This window comes from Bacillus sp. AFS059628, from assembly GCF_002571225.1.
In the GTDB taxonomy this organism is placed as follows: domain Bacteria; phylum Bacillota; class Bacilli; order Bacillales; family Bacillaceae_G; genus Bacillus_A.
This window is the reverse complement of the sequence record NZ_NVEC01000071.1, coordinates 1-23,157: the sequence shown is the minus strand read 5'-3', so window position 1 is coordinate 23,157 and position 23,157 is coordinate 1. Positions and strand designations below refer to the sequence as shown.

General features: G+C 32.6%; 22 protein-coding genes and 2 pseudogenes. 19 read left to right on the top strand and 5 right to left on the bottom strand.

Annotation, left to right across the window (positions count from 1 at the left end; all coding sequences use genetic code 11):
* The 5 genes from COL05_RS23115 to COL05_RS23095 all read left to right on the top strand — a co-directional run.
* Positions 1-300 (top strand): acyl-ACP desaturase (locus COL05_RS23115; protein WP_180233478.1); only part of this gene is annotated, 300 nt, incomplete at its 5' end.
* A 215-nt stretch (positions 301-515) separates the two neighbouring features.
* Positions 516-977, top strand: coding sequence for a CarD family transcriptional regulator (locus COL05_RS23110; RefSeq protein ID WP_142337628.1), 462 nt, complete (start codon positions 516-518; stop codon positions 975-977).
* Positions 978-1,526: 549 nt separating this feature from the next.
* Positions 1,527-1,673 carry a BC1881 family protein gene (locus COL05_RS23105; protein ID WP_000738548.1) on the top strand — a complete coding sequence of 49 codons (147 nt, stop codon included), beginning with the start codon at positions 1,527-1,529 and terminating at the stop codon, positions 1,671-1,673.
* Between the two features lie 295 nt (positions 1,674-1,968).
* On the top strand, positions 1,969-2,202 hold the full coding sequence (locus COL05_RS23100) for a hypothetical protein (protein ID WP_087984512.1): 234 nt from the start codon (positions 1,969-1,971) through the stop codon (positions 2,200-2,202).
* Between the two features lie 239 nt (positions 2,203-2,441).
* Positions 2,442-2,675, top strand: coding sequence for a YuzF family protein (locus tag COL05_RS23095; protein WP_000120818.1), 234 nt, complete (start codon positions 2,442-2,444; stop codon positions 2,673-2,675).
* 67 nt (positions 2,676-2,742) lie between these two features.
* Here COL05_RS23095 and COL05_RS23090 read toward each other — a convergent pair whose 3' ends face one another.
* The gene (locus COL05_RS23090) at positions 2,743-3,018 is read right to left on the bottom strand and encodes a hypothetical protein (RefSeq protein WP_001087713.1); all 276 of its coding nucleotides are present in this window, start codon (positions 3,016-3,018) and stop codon (positions 2,743-2,745) included.
* Positions 3,019-3,731: 713 nt separating this feature from the next.
* On the opposite strand from COL05_RS23090, the gene COL05_RS23085 reads away from it, so the two are divergent.
* From COL05_RS23085 to COL05_RS23060, 6 genes are all read left to right on the top strand, one after another.
* The gene (locus COL05_RS23085; protein WP_016717920.1) at positions 3,732-4,094 is read left to right on the top strand and encodes a Na-translocating system protein MpsC family protein; all 363 of its coding nucleotides are present in this window, start codon (positions 3,732-3,734) and stop codon (positions 4,092-4,094) included.
* A gap of 640 nt (positions 4,095-4,734) precedes the next feature.
* Positions 4,735-6,267, top strand: a complete 1,533-nt coding sequence (locus COL05_RS23080) for an NADH dehydrogenase subunit 5 (RefSeq protein WP_098670288.1) — start codon at positions 4,735-4,737, stop codon at positions 6,265-6,267.
* The gene (locus COL05_RS23075) at positions 6,267-8,891 is read left to right on the top strand and encodes a DUF2309 domain-containing protein (protein ID WP_098670287.1); all 2,625 of its coding nucleotides are present in this window, start codon (positions 6,267-6,269) and stop codon (positions 8,889-8,891) included. The genes COL05_RS23080 and COL05_RS23075 overlap by 1 nt, the downstream gene beginning before the upstream one ends.
* Positions 8,892-8,970: 79 nt before the next feature.
* The gene (locus tag COL05_RS23070; protein WP_098670286.1) at positions 8,971-9,492 is read left to right on the top strand and encodes a carbonic anhydrase; all 522 of its coding nucleotides are present in this window, start codon (positions 8,971-8,973) and stop codon (positions 9,490-9,492) included.
* Positions 9,493-9,749: 257 nt separating this feature from the next.
* A complete protein-coding gene (locus tag COL05_RS23065) occupies positions 9,750-10,775 on the top strand; it encodes an alpha/beta hydrolase (protein WP_098670285.1) in 1,026 nt (341 codons plus the stop codon).
* Between the two features lie 174 nt (positions 10,776-10,949).
* Positions 10,950-12,167: an NAD(P)/FAD-dependent oxidoreductase gene (locus tag COL05_RS23060; RefSeq protein ID WP_098670284.1), complete on the top strand. Its 1,218-nt coding sequence runs from the start codon at positions 10,950-10,952 to the stop codon at positions 12,165-12,167.
* 124 nt (positions 12,168-12,291) lie between these two features.
* On the opposite strand, the gene COL05_RS23055 is transcribed toward COL05_RS23060, so the two are convergent.
* Complete coding sequence (locus COL05_RS23055) at positions 12,292-12,861, bottom strand: DUF3841 domain-containing protein (protein WP_098670283.1); 570 nt, start codon at positions 12,859-12,861, stop codon at positions 12,292-12,294.
* A gap of 213 nt (positions 12,862-13,074) precedes the next feature.
* Between COL05_RS23055 and COL05_RS23050 the strand changes: the two genes are divergently transcribed.
* The 3 genes and pseudogenes from COL05_RS23050 (at position 13,075) to COL05_RS23040 (ending at position 15,885) form a co-directional block, all read left to right on the top strand.
* Complete coding sequence (locus tag COL05_RS23050) at positions 13,075-14,505, top strand: cryptochrome/photolyase family protein (RefSeq protein WP_098670282.1); 1,431 nt, start codon at positions 13,075-13,077, stop codon at positions 14,503-14,505.
* A gap of 111 nt (positions 14,506-14,616) precedes the next feature.
* Entirely contained in the window at positions 14,617-15,072 is a 456-nt protein-coding gene (locus COL05_RS23045; protein ID WP_098670281.1) for a TspO/MBR family protein, read from the top strand.
* Between the two features lie 103 nt (positions 15,073-15,175).
* Positions 15,176-15,885: pseudogene (locus COL05_RS23040) on the top strand (alpha/beta hydrolase).
* An 87-nt stretch (positions 15,886-15,972) separates the two neighbouring features.
* On the opposite strand, the gene COL05_RS23035 reads toward COL05_RS23040, so the two are convergent.
* Positions 15,973-16,338, bottom strand: a complete 366-nt coding sequence (locus tag COL05_RS23035; protein ID WP_098670280.1) for a YxeA family protein — start codon at positions 16,336-16,338, stop codon at positions 15,973-15,975.
* A 576-nt stretch (positions 16,339-16,914) separates the two neighbouring features.
* Between COL05_RS23035 and COL05_RS23030 the strand changes: the two genes are divergently transcribed.
* A complete protein-coding gene (locus tag COL05_RS23030) occupies positions 16,915-18,453 on the top strand; it encodes an alpha/beta hydrolase (RefSeq protein WP_142337627.1) in 1,539 nt (512 codons plus the stop codon).
* A gap of 112 nt (positions 18,454-18,565) precedes the next feature.
* Here COL05_RS23030 and COL05_RS32020 read toward each other — a convergent pair.
* A pseudogene (locus COL05_RS32020) lies at positions 18,566-18,720 on the bottom strand (acyl dehydratase).
* A gap of 117 nt (positions 18,721-18,837) precedes the next feature.
* Between COL05_RS32020 and COL05_RS23020 the strand changes: the two are divergent.
* The 4 genes from COL05_RS23020 (at position 18,838) to COL05_RS23005 (ending at position 22,018) form a co-directional block, all read left to right on the top strand.
* Entirely contained in the window at positions 18,838-19,224 is a 387-nt protein-coding gene (locus COL05_RS23020; RefSeq protein WP_098670279.1) for a YflT domain-containing protein, read from the top strand.
* A gap of 85 nt (positions 19,225-19,309) precedes the next feature.
* Positions 19,310-19,711, top strand: a complete 402-nt coding sequence (locus COL05_RS23015) for a peptidase U61 (RefSeq protein ID WP_098670278.1) — start codon at positions 19,310-19,312, stop codon at positions 19,709-19,711.
* Positions 19,712-19,746: 35 nt separating this feature from the next.
* A complete protein-coding gene (locus COL05_RS23010) occupies positions 19,747-20,772 on the top strand; it encodes a ParM/StbA family protein (protein ID WP_098670277.1) in 1,026 nt (341 codons plus the stop codon).
* A gap of 295 nt (positions 20,773-21,067) precedes the next feature.
* The gene (locus tag COL05_RS23005) at positions 21,068-22,018 is read left to right on the top strand and encodes a magnesium transporter CorA family protein (protein WP_098670276.1); all 951 of its coding nucleotides are present in this window, start codon (positions 21,068-21,070) and stop codon (positions 22,016-22,018) included.
* Positions 22,019-22,338: 320 nt separating this feature from the next.
* On the opposite strand, the gene COL05_RS22995 is transcribed toward COL05_RS23005, so the two are convergent.
* Positions 22,339-22,608, bottom strand: a complete 270-nt coding sequence (locus COL05_RS22995; protein WP_257152593.1) for a hypothetical protein — start codon at positions 22,606-22,608, stop codon at positions 22,339-22,341.
* Positions 22,609-23,157: the final 549 nt, after the last annotated feature.

The window sequence follows — 23,157 nt, the reverse complement described above, 5'->3', positions numbered from 1 at the left end:
TTAGAACCTAATTATTGCTACTATATTGCCAATGTGATTAGGAATTTTAAAATGCCAGGTGCCGTCATGCCTGATTTTGAAAATAGAATGGCTGTGATTGCAAAAGAAGCAAACTATGGGCCACTACAATATTTTGATCAAGTACTTGATGTAGTGGTCGAGTATTGGGGGTTAAAAGACTTACGACCAATTGCCCCTCTAGCAGAAAAAGCAAGAATTGAGATTTTAGAGTATCATATAAGATTGAAAAAAATACGGGATCGATTTGGCCGTTTTCAAGGAAAAACTGATTTACGTTAATGAGTAGAGATTTTAGAATATACGCGTGGGAATTCCCTTTTCTTTTATTTGAAATCTAGAAAGCTCTCTATTATTTTGAGGCTGTTTTCCTTAATTTAACTTCTGAAGAAAAAGTGATTGACACAAAAAATAAACTCATGATATTATTAAATTTTTGATAAAAAATAACATATGTGTTAAGCTTGAGAAGGTTACCACATATGGAGGTGGGTTATATGTTTCAAATTGGCGATAACATTGTTTATCCAATGCACGGAGCAGGTATAATTGAAGCCATAGAAGAAAAAGAATTCTCAGGGGAAAAACAACAGTATTATGTAATAAAAATGTCAATCAGTAAGATGCAAGTCATGATTCCTACGGGTAAAATATTGAATTCGAATATACGCCCAGTTACTGATATACTTGCATTAAAACACATTATACACATTTTTCAGCATGAAGAATCATGTGAATTACTGCCGTGGAAACAAAGGCATAAAGTGAACACGGACAAAATAAAAACGGGTGAAATACAAGAAGGTGCTGAAGTTGTACGTGATTTAATGCGTATGAAGAAAGAAAAAGCACTGAATACAAGCGAAAAAAAATTGTTGGATGATGCATATAAGTTTTTGGTTAGTGAACTAGAATTAATTAAAGGAATCACTGAAAATCAAATAAAAAGTTTCTGTTAAGATTTATTATAAATAATGTATGACATCTCTCGGAAATATCCTGAATTTTCTGGTCTATAATGATTATTAAAAGGAAGGTATTTCAAAGATATTCAATTTCTTCAACTCACTTTTAGAGTAGATACCTCTTTTGTTATTACTTCAATCTAATCCATTTTTATTTTTAAATTTCTTTTACGAACGTTTGAAGTTTCATCAAATAACTCGATTAAATAGTCACTTGATTTTTACAATCCTGATTCACACTGGCACGGACAAGGAGCCGTAAGGATGAAAGAGAGGTAGGGCTTTCATTGTTTTAGGTAATATACTATCTAAGTCATTATTTCTAGAAGAAAAAACAATCAATCTCACCGCCATCTTTAAGAGTTCCTCCTTACATCTACTGAGACAGTGAATAGTAATTGTTTATCTTCTTTACGTAAAATTGATAAACGAACTGGTAACAACATATGGTCAACTACAAAAAATTGGTTTCCAGACCAGGAAACCAATTTAAATTTTATTTACATACCAATAGTAAATTAAGCGGTAAGAAGGAGTACACACATGAAAAAAATGTTAACAAAAGAATTAAGTAATGAATTAAAGAAGCGAGAAGGGATCATCTCTATTACAGTTGAGTCTTATGAAAAAATCGAAGTTGGTGGAATTCGTGTAGATGGACCAGCTATTATTCTAATTAATCAAGAATAGGTAAAAATAGTTGCATACAAGGAGAAAAGGATCGGCCTTTAAGAGAAGGGGGATCCTTTTTGTTCGTTGCAGCTAATATGGGATATACATAACTTTTATCTGATTTGTTGGGATTAAAAGGAAGGAGAGGGTCGGGATTATCATGGTAGAGAGCTTAATATTGGTAGGATTTCTTTTTACGTTATATAAATTAGTTGATAAAAAACAAACTAATTATTTAAAACAATAGATTGTTTCCTTTTTAAGGGCTAGATTTATTTGAGAGTGAAATGGATTATTTAAAGGAGGAATTTAGATGGATGCAAGGAAAGAACGCATAAAATACGAGAAGATGTCAAAGAATTATAATCGTATTTATTTAGTTTCGTTTATCCTATTAATTGTACTTGTTTGTAGTAGTGTGATTATCATAGGAGCTACAGGGGGAAAATATGGAGTGTTTTTATTGTTAGCAATTTTACTTAATGCACGTATTACGAAAGAATCTCAAAAAAAGTATGAGCACTATTCTAATAAAGGGCGTATTTAAAATGATACATATCCAGAAAGGAACAACCTAAATGTATATTCAAAATATTACTTTATCATCTCCTATTAACTAGTAAAAGTAATTTTATACAAATCATTTTTTTAGCAATGTAGAAATAGAAACCGTACCCTATTAAAATGTGTTTTCTGTCCATATAATGAATTATCCTTCTAGCATATTTATAAGATTTATATCATATATTAGTAGAAAGAATGCGAGTTAGAAAGGAGTCTTATAGAATGAGTTATTTGGAGGGAAATGATTTTAGTAAACAAAATATGGTAAGTGTGCCTAATCCCTATGTATATCAGACATTACAATCAGTAATTGGTAAACATGTGGTTATTGAAACTGTAAGAGGAAATATAAGAGGGAAATTAAAGGATGTGAAACCAGATCATTTGCTCATTGAAGATACAGTGCCATATATTGTACGCATTCAACAAATTGTATGGATTATGCCAAAACAATAATCAAATTACATGTAATTTGATTTATAACAGATTAGCGTCATAGAGCATCAAATAAAAACACAGGGTTTTATCTCTGTGTTTCTTCAAATTTTCGTTTTTGGATATATGCTTGAGCATGGATAATTTCTTTCTGAAGTTCTTTTAATTCTTTCGTAGATCCAGATTCAATCCTCATGTACGTAGTAACTAGACTAATCATCATATCCATCTTCTCTACGATATTTTGAATGACCTGTTCAGATTGCTCCTTTTTAGGGTGTTGTATTGCTATTAAAGCATTTTCTATATAATTGTTCTTTCGTTGCTGGATATCATAAATAAACTGTTTTGTGTTTGAGTTCATTTGTTATTCCTCCGTTTTGGATATACTTCTATTCTATCATATTTGAATGGGAAATATGATATTACCCTAAATTCACACCTGTCTCGTATATCTCCTCAAATATATAACCTAATCTCTTAACGTACAGGGAACTAATCAAAATGTGTCAATTTTGTGTGAAACTTATAATTTTCTGACATAGTGCCCCCTTGTTGCAAGATGGAGCTGCAGCACCGTTCTATTAAATGGACCGTTTTTACTTGTAACGTTCAAAAGGTTTAGAGGTTGTAGTACAATATCGAACACAAGCAATTGTAAATGGAATTGAATAATCAGCTTCAATCGTTGGGTGTAAATAAGAATGATTGAGGCTGAACGAGTAAAAGAAGAATTAGAAGAGAGTAAAAAACGGGGAATAAAATAGGGAGACCAAAACTAGAAAAAGAAAAACTTTCAATTACACTACGTATAGGGGTCTCGCCCCATCGCTATCAAGCTAAGAAAATACAACTCCCCACAATGACATTTTTAGCAATCTATGCAACAAAGCCTTTATAGTAAAGTATCTTGTTGGGAATGATTAAAAATTCCATATTGTAATATAAAAAATCAATATGATATGAAAGGATACCATACAACAATCCTAATAAATTCTTCTCAATAATTGAAAATAAAATCAATCCGGATTATTATATTGTTATTGTAAATTTATTTTATTGAAGGAGGATACATAGATGAAAAGCTCAAAAGGCTCTATTGAATCAGAGATAAGCAAAGCAATTACTCACTGGGAAAAGGACTACCTAGGACGCGGGTCTATATCCGTTAAGACAGATATATTACGGGATATGATTATCGTAAATTTACAAGGTATTTTAACGCCGGCTGAATATACTGTTTGCGAAACAAAAGACGGTATGCTAACGATAAAGAAAAATCGTTCGGAGCTAGTTGAATCTGGAATTGATGATCTGAAAGAGATTATACTAGAATTAACTGGAGAGAAAGTGAAAAGCTTTCATACGGATATAAGCTCTCGTACAGGTGAGCGAGTAATGATTTTTAAATTGTTTCATAATCTTGAGGAGAAATTTTAAAAATTAAAACCACCTTAGGGTTTGTGGAAGATAAACTAAAAATGCAGTGAGATAATTAAGACACCTACAAGTTGTGCACTTTATTTGAATTTATTAGTATGGAGATAATTAGAAAATGAGAAAACTTGAAATTATTTATGTATAATGAATTTTGATTCGGAAAACGGATAAAGAAATTGACAAACTGCTTAATATGGTTTATCTTATAATTGTTTTAAAAAATTGATAGATGCTCATTTTAACAGTTTGCTATAATTAAGGCTTTAGCATTTTTTTAATATGTAATATTGACTAAATGAAAAAGTTTCTTAATGAAAAGATAGCGTATAACATAAATTGATATATTGATTGCATAATCTAGGAGATCAGAAATATATTTTTCTTATTAACAGGAGTAATACATACATTATTATCCTCTATAAAATGGGAGCTCTTCAAAAAACTTTACTGAAGTTAGTTGAAGGGAAACCGACAATCTCCATAATTCAATGATGATATAAAATCATTGAATTATGGAAGTTGTCGGTTTTTTTTATGGGAAAAAACGATGTACTAAAAGAAGTGAATGGAAATTGAAATTAAAAAACTATCTTAAAAGAAATTTTTATAGGTTATTTTCGTTGGGAAGGGAGTATTGTACATGTTAATTTCGCTGAGTTCATCAACACTGTTAACATTATTTTTTATGGCGCTTAGTGCTTCTTGGCTAAGTGGATTGTTGTTTTTACATGCAAGGATGCCTTTACGTTTTGTTCATATCCATATTGGTATCGCTGCTTTGCCTTCATTAGTTTCTTTACTCGCACTTGTTAATAACAATGGAGATAGAGTTGTAGGGCCTTGGCATTTAGATACTTTAGCTTGGTTCATGGCTTTCTTTGTTCTTACAATTGGTTTAATCATTCAACGTTTTTCTGTACGTTACTTACTGGGAGATCGCTCATATCGAAAATACTTTGCACTTTTTACATGTACTACAGGTGTATCTTCGGTTGCATGGTTAAGTAATGATCTTCGTTTCATGATTATTTGTTGGGGAGCAACTCTTATAGGATTGGTTTTACTCATAGGGCTAAATAAAGGGTGGAAAGTAGTTAGTGAAGCAACAAAAATTTCTAGTTATTTATTTACAATAAGCTGGATCGCCTTGCTAGCAGCTATCATTTGGCTTGTTCAAGTCACTGGACAGTGGCAGTTAACATCAGTTTTAACGAATGAAAATGTAGCTCAATTTGGAACATTGGAGAAAACAGGAATTAACTTATTGATTATAGTAGCTGTGATGATTCCAGCAGCACAATGGCCTTTTCAAAGATGGTTAATTGAGTCTGCTGTTGCTCCAACTCCTGTTTCTGCTATTATGCATGCGGGTTTAGTAAATGCTGGTGGTATCATGTTAACTAGGTTCTCACCTCTTTTTCATGATGATATTGCACAAATTATTTTACTAATTTTCTCTAGTATTTCTGTCTTAATCGGAACAGGAATTAGCCTAGTTCAAGTTGATTATAAACGTCAGCTAGTAGGATCAACTATTGCACAAATGGGATTTATGCTTATTCAATGCGCATTAGGAGCCTATTTAGCGGCTGTTATTCATTTGATTTTACATGGTTTGTTTAAAGCTACACTGTTTTTACAAGCTGGTTCTTCCGTACAACGTTTTGGGGCAGTGAAGCTGTCTAATGAAAAGATGTCTAATTTATGGACTATCGTCGGACGTGTTTTCGGATTATTTATAGCGATTGCTTTTTGGTTTACGACTTCTGGAGAAGGGTATCAATTCGTTAGTGCGTTCATCTTAGGTTGGTCATTATACGTTTCATGGAAACAGCTTGTTGTTTTTGGAGAGGGAAGAATGGGACGAATTGTTGGCGTATTTATTTTAGCTGGATTTTCTCTCATTTACTTTACTGTTCATAATTCTCTTTATAAATGGTTGCATACTGACATGTATCAAAATGTTCAACCTTCAGCTCCAGCCGTTATTTTTGTTATATGTCTCTTATTATTTGGCAGTGCTATCAGTACTCTCGTTACTCGTAATCAATCTTCTACTATATTTGCTGTAATGTATCTTTGGTTCGTTCGAGTAGGTGAAGCGAGACAAAAGTCAGTAGAAAGTCATCCGAGCTATCTGAAACATTATGTATCAAAGGGAGGTAATCAGTGATGAGCACACCGTCAATCGTAACGAAAGAAACTTTAAAAAGGAAAGATACAAACATTGAAATACAAGAAAAGAATATGAATGATTTAGTTGAATCTGCTAGTCGAGTGATTGCACCACTTTGGCCGATCTCTACATTTGCCGCTCATCACCCTTGGATGGGGCTTGAAAAACAATCATTTGAACAAGTGGCAGATTGGTTAAAAGAAATTCGTAATGTGGATATATATCCGAGTGCTTCTATGATTCATTCGGCAAAGGCGAAAGGTGAGATTGAGGAATCATTTTTACAAAGTGGCTTGTCTCGTTGGCTTGATTTACAATCTTTTCATATTCCGCGAAAGAAAGCGGAGCAGTTTTGCCAAGCAGCTTTAAAGTTAGAGGAATTACCTTCTAGTCTATTATCATCGCCACAATTAAATAAACTGACAGAAGAAATGAGTTATATAAATACAGGAAGTATGAAAGACTCTTCTATGCAACCTGTAAGTACACTTATAGAGAATCAAAAGGATGACAACCTATCTGATATTCTTAATTATCACATCATTAAATGGTGTAAATTATATTTGAATGACTCCGGGGCAAGTTGGACGATGCCAAATCGAGAGAAAGGTTTGTATCGTGCGTGGCATCACCTTATTAAATTTGATCCAGCGCTCAGTAAAAATGAGCGTAGCGTTTTAAAAGATTGGCCAGAGGATGCCGAGGTAGCTTTAACAAGAGCGTTATCTGAACTAGGAATTTCTAAATCTAACATGCAAGCTTACCTTGAAGGGCACTTGCTTGCTTTGCCTGGGTGGGCAGGAATGATACTATGGCGTTCCCAACAGTCAACTCAGGAGCAGGAACTCGTTATAGAATATTTAGCAGTTCGAATTTCTATGGAGCTGGCCATTGTAAAACCTTATTTACCTATAAAAAATCAAAAGGCTGAGAAAAAAGTTGCGATTGTCCCACTTATAGCTTCTTGGATCCATTGGGGGAATATTTCAACCCTGGAATGGTCACAAATGTCTGCAGCTGAACAAAGCGAATTATTATCATTTGCTTATCGTTTTGATGAAAATATTCGCAGGAAACTTTGGCTGGAAGCTTGGGAACAGACGCATGCAGAGCAATTAAGGGAAAAGATTGTTTCTAAGCAACGTGCAACTAATGATAAAAAACGTGTATTAGCTCAATTAGCATTCTGTATTGATGTACGTTCAGAACCGTTTCGTCGCCACCTAGAAAAATCAGGTCCGTTCGAAACGTTTGGAATAGCTGGTTTCTTTGGGTTACCAATTGCGACTAGTGAACTAGGTAGTAATGACAGCCATCCTTCTTTGCCAGTTATATTAAAATCGAAACATCAAATAAAAGAGCTCGCGGATGAAAATGAATATAAATCTTATCAACAGCGTAAGAAGATAGATAGCTCAGTAAGCTATACGTTTAAAACGATGAAACAAAATGTACTGACAAGTATGTTACTACCTGAGGTAAGTGGCCCTTTACTTGGTTTACAAATGATAACAAGGAGTTTTGTGCCAAGAAGAGTAGGTAGTTTCCTTCGTAACCTTCGTAAAACGATGTTACAAAAACCTGATACAACATTCTCACTTAATCATGTTCATGATACAAAATGTGAGATACCTATCGGTTTTACGAAAGAAGAAAAAGTGAACTATGTGCGTCAAGCTTTAAAAATGGTGGGATTAACAGAAAAATTCGCGCCTTTAGTTGTAATGTGCGGACATAGTAGTCAAAGCACGAACAACCCTTATTCTGCAGCGCTTGAGTGTGGTGCTTGTGGCGGAGCGGCGGGAGGATTCAATGCAAAAGTTTTCGCTACCTTATGTAATCTTCCAGAAGTAAGAGAGGCTTTGTCTGCTGAAGGCATTAACATTCCGGAGGATACCATTTTTGCAGCAGCTGAACATAAAACAACAGTGGATGAATTGGAATGGATTTACGTCCCAGAACTTTCGGAAACTGCACAAGAAGCATTTGATAGTATTGAGTCGGTTATGCCAAATGTCAGCCAACATGCAAATAGAGAGCGTGTAACACAATTACCTAATTTTAAAACGAAAATAAAAAATCCGAGTACAGAGGCATATCGATTTGCAGAAGATTGGAGTGAAATACGTCCGGAATGGGGATTAGCCCGTAATGCATCTTTTATTATCGGGCAACGTGAATTAACTCAGGATTGCGACTTAGAAGGTAGGGCTTTCCTTCATAATTATGATTGGAAACAGGATGAAAGTGGAGATATATTAGCTAGCATCATTGCGGGACCAGGAACAGTAGCTCAGTGGATAAATTTACAATATTACGCTTCAACTGTAGCTCCTCATTATTATGGTAGTGGAAACAAAACAACCCAAACTGTAACGGCAGGTCTCGGTGTTATGCAAGGAAATGCAAGTGACTTGTTGCCAGGCTTACCTTGGCAATCCGTTATGCAGTCAGATAGTGAGGCATATCATTCACCACTTCGTTTACTAATTGTAATTCAAGCACCTATTGAATATATAGAGCGTTTGCTAAATAAGGATTTCACATTTCGAGAAAAAGTTGAAAATGGATGGGTTAGACTGGCAAGTGTTGATCCAGAAGGACAATGGAAAAATTGGTAACAATCATGTAATGAACACTCAACTATCGTTACTAGTTTAAAAGTTCCATAAATAAAATAATGAAGAAGGAGTGCTCCATATGAATTCAAAGAATAAAAAAGTATTAGTATTAACAGACATTGAACATGGAATAGAGCCTATTATCCAGCAAGTAACTAACAGTCAACAAGAAAACATGTTGACTATACACAGCTATAATTCTGTAATTGTACATCCTTATGGAGATATAATGAGATCTGTTATTATTGCTATTTATGAAGAAAATGTGGAAGAAATTTTTGTTGTAGGAATAGAGGATAAAGAAACTGATGTAGTTAATCTACAAATTCAACGTGATTCCATAAAAAATAACAGAGAAATAGACTATCTCTTTAAAAATTGCATGCCTGAATTTTCAAGTGGTAGCCTGAATGCATGGCTAAGTGGACAAGAAAATGTTAGTGAAAATATTGAGAAGAGTATAGATATGATTCGTCATCATCCGTTAGTACCTTCTAATATTAAAGCTCATGGTTTCCTGATTGATAGAACAGGTGAAAAAGAAACGGTTGTTGAAATTGCTACTAATAAAGTAGCGAAAAAAATGCATTCTTATGTGTAAGTTATCGATAGATAAGCAATTTTTATTTGGACTTGTGTCCTTTACAAAGAGCAAAAGAAATCTTCTATAAATGGGGATCTTTTGCTCTTTTTGTTTGAATTTTTAATGTGTTTTATAGGGGATATCTAATATGTACATAATAAAAATATATAACCTTTTGTATGAGATTTTAAGGACGGATTAGCAGGCGGAAAATAAAAATTTATGTTGTGATTTATTTCAAGGTTATTATTAAAAAGAATGGAGATTCTTTAATTATGAGAATAAAACAGTTAAAACCTAAAATGATATGGAAAAAAAGAATGCTACTAACTATTTGTATTGTTTTCGGATTGATTATTGTCGGAGTTGTTTTTTGGAATGTTTCACCTATCCCAAAAGCGTTTCTCATAAAAAAAGCATTTGAAGGTGGAATGTTTGTTCAATCTAGCAATTATAAAAACGCTCTAAAAGAGACACGAATTGTTAAAGATATTAATTATAATTCTAAATTTCCTGATGGTACATTAGACATTATTTATCCCAAAAATCTTACGGAAAAAACATCTGTTATTTTTTGGGTACACGGGGGTGGATTTGTAGGTGGAGATAAATCAGACATTACTGGTTATGCAGTAGAATTAGCTGCTCGTGGTTATACAGTGATAAATATAAATTATGCTCTTGCTCCTAAAAGAAAGTATCCTACACCAGTACTACAACTTGGTGAGGCTTACGAATATATAAAAGAAAATGCAAAGAAATATAATGTAAAACTAGATGACCTGTATTTTGCAGGAGATTCTGCGGGAGCGCAAATATCTGGACAATTTGTTACTATTCAAACATCTCCAGATTATGCGAAATTAGCCGGGATTGACGATATTGTTGCTCCTTCTACAATTAAAGGTATACTGCTATTTTGCGGCCCGTATAATATGCCTGCATTAGCTAAAATGGAAACATCCAAAGAAGTGCAAGACTTTATGCGTACTACTGGCTGGGCTTACTTTGGGAAAAAGAAGTTTGAAACATTACCTGAAATGGAAATCGCCTCTATTTATAAACACGTTACAAAAGATTACCCACCAACGTTCATCACAGATGGAAATACTGCATCATTTGAAGAGCAAGGTAAAGCATTAGCTTCTACTTTACAAAATAAAGGAGTACCTGTAGATACACTTTTCTTTGATAAAAATATCTCTGGCGAGTTGGCGCATGAATTTCAATTTAAAATGAACACTCCAGCAGGTCAAGAAGCTTTTAATCGAGTTCTTAAATTTCTAAATGAAAATAAATAATATATATACTATTAACTTTTTATAAGCTTAGTTTAATACCAAATATGGGTGAACAAAATATTGCACTAATAATCTAATGGTAGCAAAAATAAATTTGATAAGAAGTATATAGTAAGAATGATTTGGAGATACAGATGGGGATATAACTATTTTATTTAGGACGGTGCACTTTAAATGGATTTACAGACAGGGAAATTATATTGGAACACAACTTTTTCTAATACACCTTCTTATCCTCGGTTGGAAGAAGATATAAAATGTGACGTACTAATAATAGGAGCAGGAAGTTCAGGTGCTCAATCGGCATACTATTTGAGTGAATCAGATTTAAATATTGTTGTCGTTGATAAAAGAAAGGTAGGACACGGGAGTAACCTTACAAATACAGCACTTATTCAATATTTAGGTGACAAGATGTTTTTTGAACTTGTAAATACATTTGGAGAAGATTATGCAGTTAAGCATATGAAATTATGTGAACAAGCTATTAATGATATTGAATATGCTGATCAAAACTTGCCTTATTGCTCTGATTTTAAACGACGTGACAGTTTATATTATGCAAGTTATGAAGAGGATATAAAGAAATTAGAAAAAGAACTGTATTATTTACATAAGCATGATTTTAAAGCGACTTGGCTATCAGAGGAACAAATTGGACAGAGATATCCATTTAAAAAGCGTGCAGCTATTTATACGTATAATGATGGTGAAATAAATCCTTATAAATTTACACATAGTTTATTAGAACAAGCTTCTAATAAAGGAGTTCACATTTATGAAGATACGGAGATTGTTGGCAAAAAGTTAGAGAAAGAATGTGCTGTTTTTTATACAAAAGGGGGCAATTCTATTACTGCCAACAAAGTAATTGTGGCTGCAGGATATGAAGGGTTGGAATTTAAAAAGGAGAAGAACGCTACACTAATTAGCTCATATGCAATTGTGACTAATCCTGTGGAAGATTTATCTTCTTGGTATAAGCGTACTCTCATTTGGGAAACTGCGAGACCATATATTTATATGAGAACTACTGCAGATAACAGGATTATTATAGGTGGGTTAGATGAAGATACAAACATTGCTCAAGAAAGAGATTCAAAATTAATTCATAAAAAAGAGAAATTAGTGAATGAATTTAATAAGCTCTTTCCAAATATAACAGTTGAACCTGAATTTCATTTAAGTGCTTTTTATGGTGGTACCCATGATGGTTTACCTATAATTGGAATGTATGAAGAGTTTCCAAATTGTCACTTTATCTATGCGTATGGAGATAATGGATTAGTATATAGTATGGTGCTTTCTAAAATTGTTCGAGATATAATTATTAACGGTTCAAGTCCGGATTTGAATTTATATTTACAAACTAGACCAAAACTAAATGAGTAAGTTACATGTATTCAAAATCATAGTATTTAGGGTACCATATAAAAAGCGTTATTTTAAATGTATTAGTTTAATGTGACTATTTGTTATGTTTATGAATGCTTAAATAAAGCATTCATAAACAATATTATTTGTTAAATCCATTCATCTTACTAAGTTCTGTTATTTGTATAATCCATTCTTTTTTTAGGTAGGGTAGAGTTGCTTGGATATGATGATATTCCCATTCTTCCTCAATGGTAGGATAAAGATTAAATAAGTATTTTTCTTCATCATTTGTTACACTTGCTTTAGGATTGCCAATAAGTTTAAAATAAATGTCACACCATCCACTATAGTTTGTTAGCATGAATAAAAAATTAGGACATGTAAATTCGATAAGGTATATTTCTTCTTCTAATTGAATATCTGATAGTAATTCCCTTGCCGTCTCAAAAGTAGGCTTCTTTTGGTAACCATTGCATGAATGCCATGCCCAAATAGGGAAATCTATAATGAAGTCAATACCTTTCTGTTTCATGCATCTTACAATGTATTTATATGCTGTGAAATCTTCTTTACTAACAAAAATAGAATCGGCTATAAGCTTACCTTCATTCAAAAGTGTATTTATAGCATTTTGGTTTTGAAAAGTCCATAGGATTGTTGAATCTATAGATGTATTTAATTTTGACTGTTTATCAAACTGTTTTCTCATATTTCTCTCCATCTTCTTTTTTATTTTATAAGAGTTTAAGATAAGTACAAAGTACATTGTATTTTTACCTTTATTAAGAGTTGGAAAAACCCATTAAAGATAGAAAAGTTTGTTTGCAATTACAAACAGTGATTCTTATAATCATTTAAAAATAACAGAAGTACTTGTTTTCATAAAGAAAGAATTGTGCTTTAAGAATTAGAAAGGATAGCCATGCAAAATAAAATTATCGTTATGTTTCAAAAAGATTTTCGCTTATATGATAACCCAGCTCTATTTGAAGCTGCTCAGTCCGGTGAGGTTGTTCCGGTATATGTACATGACGAAACTTTTTCAATAGGAAGTGCGGCAAAGTGGTGGTTACACCATGCTATAATAGATGTCCAAAAGCAACTTGGGGCATTGGGCTCTACTTTAATAATCCGCAAAGGAAATACACAGGAAGAAATACTTTCTCTCATAAAACAATTAGATATAACGGCTGTATATTGGAATAGTTGTTATGATCCAGACAGGTTAAAATCTAATCCAAAAATGAAAATGATATTAGAAGATAAAGGTATTATTTGTAAGGAATTTAATTCGCATTTATTATTAGAACCGTGGATTATAAAAAAGAAGGATAACACTGAATATAAGGTGTTTACGCCTTTTTACAATGCATTTCAAAAGCAGGTAATACCTAAACCTATTAGCAGAGTACAGAGTATAAAGTGGGGAAGCTCTTTACCAGCAAGCTTATCTGTTTCAGAATTACACTTGTTGCCGACTATACCGTGGACATCTCATATGGAAGCAATATGGGATCCTACAGAAGAAGGGGCATACAAAACATGTAAGAAGTTTTTCTCTAGCAAATTAGCCTCTTATAGTGAAGGAAGAGATTTTCCAAATGAAAATGCTCATTCGATGTTGGCACCTTATCTTTCATTTGGCCAAATATCAGTGAAGTGGATGTATCATTACTTAATCAATAAAAGTACCGAAAGACAATGTAGTCTTTTTGAAAAACAAGTGAATAGTTTTATACGTCAATTCATTTGGCGAGAGTTTTCTTATTATTTGCTATATCATTATCCATTTACAGTATATAAACCTCTTAATAAGAGCTTCGAACATTTTCCGTGGAATAATGAAGAGGAGTTATTAACAGTATGGCAGAAGGGTGAAACTGGCTATCCGTTTATTGATGCTGGAATGCGGGAACTATGGCAAACAGGTTTTATGCATAATCGAGCAAGAATGGCTGTAGCCTCTTTTCTTGTAAAGCATTTGTTAATTCCGTGGCAAGAGGGTGCAAAATGGTTTATGGATACACTGCTAGATGCTGATATTGCAAATAATACAATGGGATGGCAGTGGGTTGCTGGAAGTGGGGCAGATGCATCACCGTATTTTCGTATTTTTAATCCCATCACACAAGGAGAAAAGTTTGATAAAGATGGGGAGTATATAAGAAAATGGGTACCAGAATTAAGAGATATGCCTAATAAATATATACATAAACCTTGGGAAGCACCTGAGCATATTTTACAAAAGGCTAATATACAGCTTGGTCATACATATCCTTTGCCAGTTGTTGATCATAAGGCAGCACGGGAGAGAGCACTTTGTGCATATAAAAGTATGAAAGAATTCGTATGAAATAGATTAAACAATATGTATTTGAAATTTAAATATTAGAATTTTATCCATTACAAGGGCATACTAATCATATAAATTTTCTATAACTTTCTAGTAAAAAGGAGAATGTTTATGAAAAAATCTAGTATTCTAGTATTTTTACTAACATATGGTTTGTTTTATGTTTCTAGTATTTTATTTCCTATTGATCGTATGTGGTACGATGCGCTAGAAAAGCCGTCTTGGACACCTTCTGGTATGACAATCGGAATAGTTTGGGCAGTATTATATGGACTGATTGCATTATCAGTTGCAATTATTTACAACAAATATGGATGTAAGCCAAAAACATTTTGGTTTGTATTCCTTTTAAATTATATGTTCAATCAAGCGTTCAGCTATTTTCAATTCAGTCAAAAAAATTTATTTTTAGCAACAGTAGATTGCTTACTAGTCGCTATTACGACGTTACTTCTCATAGTGGTTTCTTCCAAATTATCTAAAGTATCGACATGGTTGCTAATTCCATATTTTTTATGGTCTACCTTTGCTACATATTTATCTTGGACCATTTATAGTATGAATTAAAGTCATAAATAAAAACTTGAGCATAATAAAAACGCTCAAGTTTTTATGTGTATGAATGATAATCTAAAATATGGAATATATACATCTTAGGGAGGTCATCTTTGTGAAGAAATGGATAAAAATTATTCTGTACTCTTTAATAGGTATTTTACTTATAGGAAGTATTAGTTTTTTGTTTGGTCTCATTTTACTTATAAACCGACGAAAGAGGCTTTGTCGTTAGTAGATGATAAAAAAGATGAAGATCATATCATTTTTGGAGAGCAAGATGCTAAAGTGGGGGTTATTTTTTACCAAGGAGCTAAAGTAGAAGCTGAGGCTTATAGTTACTTAGGAGAAGCTCTTGCAAAAGATGGGCATTTTGTAGTGATGCCTAAGTTACCACTAAACTTAGCGATATTTGGAATCAATGTGGTAGACAGTGTAATGGAACAGTATCCTGAAGTTCAGAAGTGGTATGTTGCGGGGCATTCAATGGGGGGAGCTATGATTTCTAAGTATGCCTTCCAACATGAAGACAAGATAGACGGGATCATTTTCTTAGGTTCTTATCCTGCAGATAACTTCTCTACGAAATCGATTCCGATGTTATCAATTTATGGGGAAGTAGATGCTTTAGCAACAGTAGAAAAAATAGAGAACAATAAAAAGTTCATGTCAAAGAATACAACTATGCACATGATAAAAGGCGGAAATCATGCTCATTTTGGCATGTATGGTGAGCAAAAAGGTGATAATGCGAGCTTAATTACATCAAAAGCACAACAAGATGAAACAGTGAAAGTAATTGAAGAATGGTTATTAAAACAATGATAACGAATTTAATAAATCTACCGAAAGAATTCTCTAAACGATAGGTGGGAGAGATAATAAAGAGCCAACTCGTACGAATTGGCTCTTTTATTTATTTGCCATCTCCAATTGTCCCCTTATTTTCTCTGGAATGTCCTTTTCAGAAATAACATCGTAAGAATAGACATACTTTCCTTTCACATGAATTTTTAAGTAAGTTTTTCTTCTAAAATCATTAGGCGTGTTCGTTCCAACTTTATATTCTTTTTCATTGCTTAATTCATCAACACCTTTTAGTGAGTACATAGCTCTTCCTTTATGATGATAATCTGGAACACCATATCCTTTCGCAACGGCATATACATTTTTTTCTTCAGCAATCGGATTAAATCTGTCTAAATCTCCGCGTAATATGAAAGGTAGTAAGTATATAGGGAGGCCTATCCCTAGTATGCAAATTACAAATTTCTTCATGACCGTTTCTCCTTTTGTCTATTTACATTTTTGAGTATAGAAAAAAGTTCTTATGAATATAGAGGGAAATTCTTTAAGTTTTTCTTAATAAAGTTTAACTTTGTGAAAAAAACTAATTTGAGCATTAAGTTTAAGAAATGAATAGCCAAATAACTTGTTTTCTTTATTTTTTGATGGTAGGTTATTAGGTTTTATATTGGTATGAGTGAATTAAGAAATAAGTGAGATTTAGAAAATAGAATGAATTTATCTTACAGTAATAAGAGAATTACCTAAATAAATGATAGTGAGAACAATTAAAGAAAGTATCTAGTGGGGGGGCTTTTTTCTTTTGAAACAGAGAATCTCATGGGTCGGTTACATGTAATTTCGTGCTGTGCTTCTAGGTCATTGGAGAATCCAACAATAAAAAAAAGAGGGGGAAGGCGTTTTTTATTGAAGTTTGTTAATGATAGATTTTTAACTTGAGAGGGGGGATCGTAAAATAGATTATTAATCTCTTTGGTGATTTTTATTTTCCTTATAGTTGGCATATTGCATTAGAAATTTTAAATTTTGAAGGGAGAATCAATAAGTATGGGTAAGAAAAGAAGAATAAGTAATAAGTTATTACTTATCAGTGCAATTTTTACAATAGCAATTCCCTCAGTCTCATATGCGGAGGAGGTAATTTCACCTGAAAATTTTAAGAGTTCTTCAAATTTGTATAAGGGACGAAATACGGAAATTTTGAAAACAAATTTATATCCTCATACATATAATAATCCATTTAACCACCAATTTATTTCAAAATTAAAGGAAGTAAACACAAATATAAAAAAAATAGACAATAGTGATGATGAAAATCCTATTATATCTACTACTTTTTCATTTATTCGCCATATGAATAGTGAAGATTATAAATCTGCATTTGATTTAACCTCAAGGTCATTACAGAAAATAATATCCCAAGAATGGTTGAAGAGCTATTGGGAGGGACTTCCAATTCAATTACAAGCAGGTTCTTTTATAGAAATTGGAGAGGTTACACAAAAAGAGACAAATCCTGTTCATACAAATGTGGAGATTCAATTAGTTTTTGAAAAAATGACTGTACCTTTACTAATTAAACTAGATCCATCTGGAAAAATAGACGATTTTCAACTCAGCATGTCGTTTAGTCCTGTTGCTGAGCGTCCATCATATAGTAAGCCTGAATCATTTGTTGATAAAGAAGTAGTAGTTGGAAGTGGTGCATTTCCATTACCAGGAACATTGTCGGTTCCAAAAGGAAAGGGTCCTTTTCCAGCGGTTATTCTTGTTCAAGGATCAGGAGCAACTGATCAGGATGAAACAGCGTTTGCTTTAAAACCATTTCGCGATTTAGCTGAAGGTCTTGCATCGAAGGGAATTGCTGTCCTTCGCTATAATAAACGAACGTATGAACATGGGTTGAAAACACAATTCAGTCCCTTCTATACAGTTGATAAAGAGACAACAGATGATGCTCTTCTTGTAACTCAATTTCTTAAAAATGAGCCTCTAATAAATAAGAATCAAATATATATTCTTGGTCATAGTCAAGGTGGAATGATGCTTCCGAAAATGATTGAAAAAGACCAAAATCAAAATATTGCTGGGGCAATTGTAATGGGTGGGCCAGCTCGTACGATTCAAGACGTTGTTTTAGATCAATTTGAGTATCTTTTTTCTATTGGAGCAATGAACCAGGAGCAATATAAATTCTACAAATCGCAATTTGAATTATTAAATGATCCAAATTTCTCTGGTCAGAATCCTCCAAAAGATTTTTACTTAGGATCAGCAGTATTTTGGGATTCTATTCGGAAAATTAAAGCAGCAGAAATGTCAAAAGAACAAAAGACACCGCTTCTTATTATTCAAGGGGAAAGAGACTATCAAGTTCAATCAAAAATCGAAATTCCTCTTTGGAAAGAACAATTAAAAGAACGAGATAACGTTGATTATCAGCTATATCCAAAGTTAAATCATTTCTTTACAGAAGGGGATGGAGAAATAAGTAAACCGGATGAATATTATAGTCCTGCTAATATTCCTGAGTATGTTATAAATGATATTGCTGCTTGGGTGCAAGGAAGATCGCAATTAAATTAGCAACTATATGTTTTAATAAAGACTTTTTTTCTGTAATCAAACTAGAAACATTATTAGGTTATATGTTTTTTAGCACTCTTTTAAAAAGAGTGTTTTTTTATTTTCCTTTGATTTAATTAACGAAAAAAATATCTTGTACTCCTTTTGTAACTTTTTCAAATAGAAATTTTCTATAAAACAATGGGCTTGCCTTCTAAAAAAATCGTTATTTGTAACACTGCTATCAAAGCAAAGTGCTCGTGACATTTCTTTGATATTCAAAAACATTAATAACCTATTGTGTTAAGTTTTTTGAAAATTTAGGTTTAATATCTTTAAAATAGGTGTATTACATATTACATAACAACTAAATAAAAAATAAAAAATCTAAGGGAGGAAAATACAATGCATAAGAATGAAAGAAAACCGGTGGTTCATGAATATGATAATGAACAGGAAGTAGTTATGAAAGTAAAAGAGCTAGAATTGCAAGGGATTCACCAAGATGACATTTACGTCTTAACACATGAAAAACATCTAACAAAAAAGATTGCGGATGATACAAACACAAATACGATTGGAGTAAAAGAACAAGGATTGGGCACAAGTATTATCAACTTTTTTTCCAAAAAAGGGGACGAGCTCCGAAATCAACTGGAGGAAATGGGGTTGTCGAAGGAGGAAGCTAACTTATATGAAGAAAAACTAGATCAAGGGAGAATTTTACTCCTAGTAACAGATGAAACACTAACGGCGAGTGATAGGCAGCCGCAAAACTATCATTCTCTCTAATAGATTGCAATATCTGATAAATAGATAAGTTAATTATTTTAGGTTGTAGCATGGAAGAAAATAAAAGTAGAGAAGGGTGAGAAAAATGAAACATACAATATTTAAATATGCTGTGATTGGGATTACGACCGGAGTCATGGTCTCTCTGTTAAAAAAAGAAAATCGGAAAGCTATACAAACAAAAGGAAAAAGCGTAAAAGACAAACTACAAGAAGGAAACATAAAGGAAACATTAGAGAAGGTAACCGAGACAAGTAAACAATTCTCTGTAACTGCAGCTAATGTTGCAAAACAAACATTACCACAACTGCTTACAGCCACACCGGTTGTCATTTCTACTATTAAAGATTTTACAGAAAACGAAAATAACAAGAAGAAAAAAGATGAAAAGGATAATGAAATAAATCAAAATAGTAAGGACATAGACGGAGAAAAAACGGAAAATGAAAAGAAATATACGAAAGAAGGGAAAGAAGAGAGTGCTTAGATTTAATTCTAAAAAGAGAAAGTGAGGAAAAAAGTATGAAATCTCTGTATGCAATTGATGTAGGAATTGGTTTTACTAAGCGGGCATATCGACAGGATGTAGATTCTGAGGTGACGATTAAGAGTGAAGCTGCCACACTAGCTCCTGTACCTAATCATGCTGAAAGTGAAGATTTAACAAAGGTAAGTTTTATAGACTTAGACTTTGCATACTACATGGGAAATGAAGCACATCAATCTGACGCTTCATTTCTTCCTCCATTTGACGAAGAAATAGAAAATTATTATGAAAGCGAACAGTTTAAACAACAAATATTTGGTTGCATTGCAAAGGATTATAAAGAAAATGTCGTGTTACCTTTAGTTGTAACCGGGCTTCCAGTTACTTGTTTTGGTAGTCAGCATGAGCAATTACAACGTGCATTAAAAAAAGAAACTTCCGTACAAATTGATGGGAAATTTATTAATATTACGGTGGAAAATGTTTTGATTCTTCAGCAACCGGTCGCTTTACAAGCCTATTTCTTAAAAGAGGGAATCATTCAGGAACAAGATCGTATCTTAATTATTGATGGTGGATTTCGTACATTAGAAATGACAGATATGAAACAGAATGTCATTTTAAATCATTATGAGACGGAACTAGGATGTAGCAAGCCTTTGAAAAATATTAAGAATATCCTGCAGAATCATGCCGGTGAAAGTGATCACTTGCACATTAACGACATGCCAAATATATTAGAAAAAGGATATGGAGGTCGAGAAGAAAATCCTCAGACAAGTCAGGTCGATACTTTGATTCAAAAAGAGTTGGATACACACTTCCAAGACATTATGTGTGTATTACAAGAACAATTTAAGTTAGACCAGTATGACACTATTATTTGGACAGGAGGAATAGTAGACATCCACAAAAAACGAATTGAAAAAATGCAAGGTGAAATTTCTTCTTTCCGTATGGTAGACGCTTCAAAAGAGGCTGCACTTCATGGATACTATATGATTGGAAGTCAAGTATTTGACGACATCACTAATCAATCTGCATATGAATCTAAATTATAATAACGACCAAAATGGAGTTCGTTAAATAGACGTGCCAAATTATGTGGCTTCTTTGCCACATATAAATAAGAAAAGATAAAAAGTGTTTGTATAGAGGAAATGTTTAAAATTTAGAATCCAAATAACTAATATATAGGGGGTCTTCCTTGTAACAGAAGAAGACCTCCTATGCCATTTAGTTTGTAATGTAGAGGATCTAAAAACTTTTCCTCCAAGACATGAATACCTACATATAAATTTCATATTACGGATATTATTCGATGAAACATAAAACTATTCAGAAAGGAAGAATAATGTGGAATGTATAAAAATGCCGAAATGGGATTGGTATCATGTGATAACTAGTGAACTTGAAAAACTTTCTTCTATAATCCCTCGTGATGTAACATCTTATTTCTCTCAATTTGTAAAAAAAATAAGTTCTCCTTGTGAAAATGGATTATATGTTTATACGTTATCACCAAGTCAAACTTGTGTATATGGTTCGTTTTTATATGATCAAGATAAAAAGGACGCCAAAATCCAAAAATTTCTTCATTATTTTGTAGCTCATGGAATACTGATAACGGTCCAAGAAAAAGAGGAAGAGGATTTTCAAAAATTAATACATAATTTCCCTATGGGTATAAAAAATTGTGATAGTTCTGCTGAAGGAATGTGTGCTATCTTATCAATATTTATATCTCACTATTTACGAAAGGTTGACTATTTTGAAAACAATTTCAGAAATGTGTTATGGGATTTTTATCATCATAATAACATAGCAGTTTTAGAAAGAATTTATCATATTCGTCATGAATTATTTATGAACACACATGTGTTTCGCTTAATACAAGAAGTGTTACAAGGCTTGGAGGAAGCTTGGTTAGACAACCTAACAAACACCCTTTGTTATAAACAAACGCACGTAAAATTAGAGCGTGGATTACAACTCGTTAAAGAGTACCAAGAAGAATTAGACACGATGATTCATTTACAAGAAGTTGTTTCTTCTCATCGTGGGAATGAAATTATGAAAGCTCTTACGGTATTAACTGCTGTAAGTACGCCTTTGACAGCCTTAGGAGCATTGTGGGGGATGAATTTTAAATATATGCCTGAGCTAGAATGGAAATATAGCTATTTAATCGCTCTCTTATTTATTATTTTTACAACAGGGGGGGTGTATTTATATATGCGATTCAAAGGATGGACAGGTGATTTATTACGAGTAAAGAAAAAGAAATCTTTTTTTAAATCTAATTAATCTTATTTTTTTAAATATGATAGATATTAACCTAGAAATATGGTTAGTAATATTTATTAATAGGGGCAGTGCCACATGCCCATCAAACTAACAAAACAAAAAATTCGTTTTGGGGATGTTCTTTTTTTATAATTAATAGATATAAAACATAAAATTTTAAGAAAAGTATTAACGATTTGCAAATTGAGTTGCTATATCTGTTGCATCTTCTTTATTTAAGTGGTAAATGGAATCATCTCCTATACGTTGAACATACGCTTCATCAAAGTATGGTTTCACACTAAAAAATAATACTTTGAATTTGATTTTTTTACCATCATCTAATACAAAGTCAATGTTACGTTGAGAAGATTCCTCAAAAAATCTTTTTTTGTTACAACATCTTTCTGACAACTTAGTTTTTCAAACACTGATTTTGCTTCTTGGCCATAATCTCTAAATGTACCTACAGCAACAGAATCAGTTTCTAAATATTTTATTTTTGAAATCAGATTAGGAGCTAAAGAACCCTTATTCTCATCTCCTACTAAAGACATGTACATAAATATAAATAGAAATATAACTAATAATCCTAATTTGATTTTTTTCATTTATTGTCTCCTGTTCTAAAAAATAGTGCCTGTCTATCATACCAAAAATAGGGGATATACTTTTAGAATTTATAAAAAATATAATTAGGATTAAATTAAAACCTTCGAAAAAACCTGTTTTAAAAATGGGAAAAGCGTTAACCTTTCTTTAGAATTAAAAGAAAGGTTGTTTTTATAATGTGCTTTTCAATTCATGATGAGCTGCCATTGTATTCCTAAGAGTTACAACGATATATGTTACCTGATGTTTTAGAGCAATTAGCTAAAAATATAAGATTTGTTAAACGAACTAGTAAGTATCAAGCAAAAGCTAACTGCTCGGTTCTCCAAGGGGGAACAAGGAGAAAATCTAATGTCATATATAGTGTTGACGGAATATTTAGTTTTATTAACAAGGAATGACGTTTAACTCAATGCATAGCCAATGATCAAAGTTAGTGTTAAAAACACTGATAATAAAAGTGTTAGTAGAACTGTCGCTATGCTTCTAAGCATCGCAACCCAATTATCTATTTTAGAAAATCCTATCATACCAGCAAAAAAAGTTCC

Excerpts from the sequence above, each read along its gene's own strand:
- COL05_RS23110 (WP_142337628.1), top strand. The coding sequence starts at position 516 with ATGTTTCAAATTGGCGATAACATTGTTTATCCAATGCACGGAGCAGGT.
- COL05_RS23105 (WP_000738548.1), top strand. The coding sequence starts at position 1,527 with ATGAAAAAAATGTTAACAAAAGAATTAAGTAATGAATTAAAGAAGCGA.
- COL05_RS23100 (WP_087984512.1), top strand. The coding sequence starts at position 1,969 with ATGGATGCAAGGAAAGAACGCATAAAATACGAGAAGATGTCAAAGAAT.
- COL05_RS23095 (WP_000120818.1), top strand. The coding sequence starts at position 2,442 with ATGAGTTATTTGGAGGGAAATGATTTTAGTAAACAAAATATGGTAAGT.
- COL05_RS23090 (WP_001087713.1), bottom strand. The coding sequence starts at position 3,018 with ATGAACTCAAACACAAAACAGTTTATTTATGATATCCAGCAACGAAAG.
- COL05_RS23085 (WP_016717920.1), top strand. The coding sequence starts at position 3,732 with ATGAAAAGCTCAAAAGGCTCTATTGAATCAGAGATAAGCAAAGCAATT.
- COL05_RS23080 (WP_098670288.1), top strand. The coding sequence starts at position 4,735 with ATGTTAATTTCGCTGAGTTCATCAACACTGTTAACATTATTTTTTATG.
- COL05_RS23075 (WP_098670287.1), top strand. The coding sequence starts at position 6,267 with ATGAGCACACCGTCAATCGTAACGAAAGAAACTTTAAAAAGGAAAGAT.
- COL05_RS23070 (WP_098670286.1), top strand. The coding sequence starts at position 8,971 with ATGAATTCAAAGAATAAAAAAGTATTAGTATTAACAGACATTGAACAT.
- COL05_RS23065 (WP_098670285.1), top strand. The coding sequence starts at position 9,750 with ATGAGAATAAAACAGTTAAAACCTAAAATGATATGGAAAAAAAGAATG.
- COL05_RS23060 (WP_098670284.1), top strand. The coding sequence starts at position 10,950 with ATGGATTTACAGACAGGGAAATTATATTGGAACACAACTTTTTCTAAT.
- COL05_RS23055 (WP_098670283.1), bottom strand. The coding sequence starts at position 12,861 with ATGAGAAAACAGTTTGATAAACAGTCAAAATTAAATACATCTATAGAT.
- COL05_RS23050 (WP_098670282.1), top strand. The coding sequence starts at position 13,075 with ATGCAAAATAAAATTATCGTTATGTTTCAAAAAGATTTTCGCTTATAT.
- COL05_RS23045 (WP_098670281.1), top strand. The coding sequence starts at position 14,617 with ATGAAAAAATCTAGTATTCTAGTATTTTTACTAACATATGGTTTGTTT.
- COL05_RS23035 (WP_098670280.1), bottom strand. The coding sequence starts at position 16,338 with ATGAAGAAATTTGTAATTTGCATACTAGGGATAGGCCTCCCTATATAC.
- COL05_RS23030 (WP_142337627.1), top strand. The coding sequence starts at position 16,915 with ATGGGTAAGAAAAGAAGAATAAGTAATAAGTTATTACTTATCAGTGCA.
- COL05_RS23020 (WP_098670279.1), top strand. The coding sequence starts at position 18,838 with ATGCATAAGAATGAAAGAAAACCGGTGGTTCATGAATATGATAATGAA.
- COL05_RS23015 (WP_098670278.1), top strand. The coding sequence starts at position 19,310 with ATGAAACATACAATATTTAAATATGCTGTGATTGGGATTACGACCGGA.
- COL05_RS23010 (WP_098670277.1), top strand. The coding sequence starts at position 19,747 with ATGAAATCTCTGTATGCAATTGATGTAGGAATTGGTTTTACTAAGCGG.
- COL05_RS22995 (WP_257152593.1), bottom strand. The coding sequence starts at position 22,608 with ATGAAAAAAATCAAATTAGGATTATTAGTTATATTTCTATTTATATTT.